The sequence below is a fragment of the Burkholderia stagnalis genome (assembly GCF_902830275.1).
Lineage (GTDB): Bacteria > Pseudomonadota > Gammaproteobacteria > Burkholderiales > Burkholderiaceae > Burkholderia > Burkholderia stagnalis.
In genome coordinates, this window is sequence record NZ_CADESW010000061.1 from 1 (window position 1) to 1,465 (window position 1,465).

A 1,465-nucleotide genomic window follows, 5' to 3' on the forward strand; every position below is an offset into this window, starting at 1 on the left:
GTCAGCGTATTTCATAGGGGCCCGCAGCGGCAGTACCGGCTGCAACAAGGCCGGATATAGAGCTGCTGCCCATCCTGTCTGTCGTAACACACGAGAACTGTTGCAAACGGGACGCGTTCATATAGCAACCCATGGCTGCGGTGCTAACTCAGCAGCCGTCATCACTTGTGCGTGCCTCCCACGTGCCTTGCAACGCCAGCGCAGCCGCCCACAACGATGGTGAGCAGGCCTCGGTCGTCCAGATAATCTGAAGCAAAGATAGTTAAGGCAATGCTGAACAAGTCCACGGTCTCCGTGGTCTAGCCGTTATAGATCGGTGGACATGACCCGAGCAAGGCAAACAACGATGAAACAGCAAACGCTGGCGGTAGCGACTGACGATGGCGCAGGCCTCGAGACGAAGCGCAAACGTACGCGGCGCGATGAGTTTCTGGACACGATGGAGCGGGTCGTGCCGTGGGCGGCGTTGTGTGCGTTGATCGAACCGCACTACCCGAAACGCGGCAACGGCCGCCCGCCAATTGGTCTGGAGCGCATGCTGCGGATTCATTTCATTCAGCACTGTTCAATCTGGCCGACCTTGCCTGTGAGGAAGCGCTGTATGACAGCACAAGCCTGCGCCGCTTCGTGGGCATCGCCTTGGGCCGTGAAGCGGTGCCGGATGCGACAACGATGCTCAAGTTCCGACGCCTGCTCGAGAAGCACAAGCTCGGCGAGCAAATCTTTGCAGAGATGGGACGGGTGCTGCAGGCCAGCGGCATGAAGCTCAATAGCGGCACGATCGTCGATGCCACGTTGATCGGGGCATCGGGTTCGACGAAGAATGAACAGAAGGCGCGCGATCCCGAGATGCGTCAGACGAAGAAGAACGGCAATTGGCACTTCGGCATGAAACTGCATATCGGTGTCGATAGTCGGAGCGGCCTGGCTCACAGCGCGGTGGTGACGGCGGCCAACGTTCATGACAAGCATGCGATGCCGCAACTGCTGCATGGACAGGAGCAGCGCGTCTACGGCGACAACGCTTACGCGAGCCAAAAGGCACTGATTCATGGCAAGGCGCCCAACGCGCGCGATTTTACGAATCAGCGCACGCGTCGCAACGGCATAGTCGACGAGGTGGCGCGCCGCAAGAACCGCAACAAGTCGAAGATTCGGGCCCGCGTCGAACACGTATTCGCCGTGGTCAAGCGGCTTTGGGGCTTTACGAAGGTGCGCTATCGCGGGCTCGCAAAGAATGCAAACCGCGCCTTCGTTGCTCTGGCGCTGGCCAATGTCTATCTGTGGCGCACACGATTGATGGCACAGGTACGCCTGTAATGGGCGAGAACCGGGCCTCGGGGAGGTATCCGGAATTTCGTGTGTGAGGCGGGTTGAGATTCAGACTCCGATGTTGAATCGTTCCGGGTAAAGCAGTGCGAACTGCGTCATCGCACTCTTCCAATCGTGCCGGGAGCCGGTCCAT

1 protein-coding gene is annotated in these 1,465 nt (G+C 59.2%); it reads left to right on the forward strand.

Annotation, left to right across the window (positions count from 1 at the left end; genetic code table 11):
* Window positions 1-346 precede the first annotated feature (346 nt).
* Window positions 347-1,320 (forward strand): IS5 family transposase gene (locus tag HWY45_RS36180; RefSeq protein ID WP_230946978.1). Its coding sequence is split into 2 segments (ribosomal slippage): window positions 347-563 and window positions 563-1,320, totalling 975 coding nucleotides; the frame shifts between segments, so codons are not numbered across the junction.
* The last annotated feature ends 145 nt before the right edge of the window (window positions 1,321-1,465 follow it).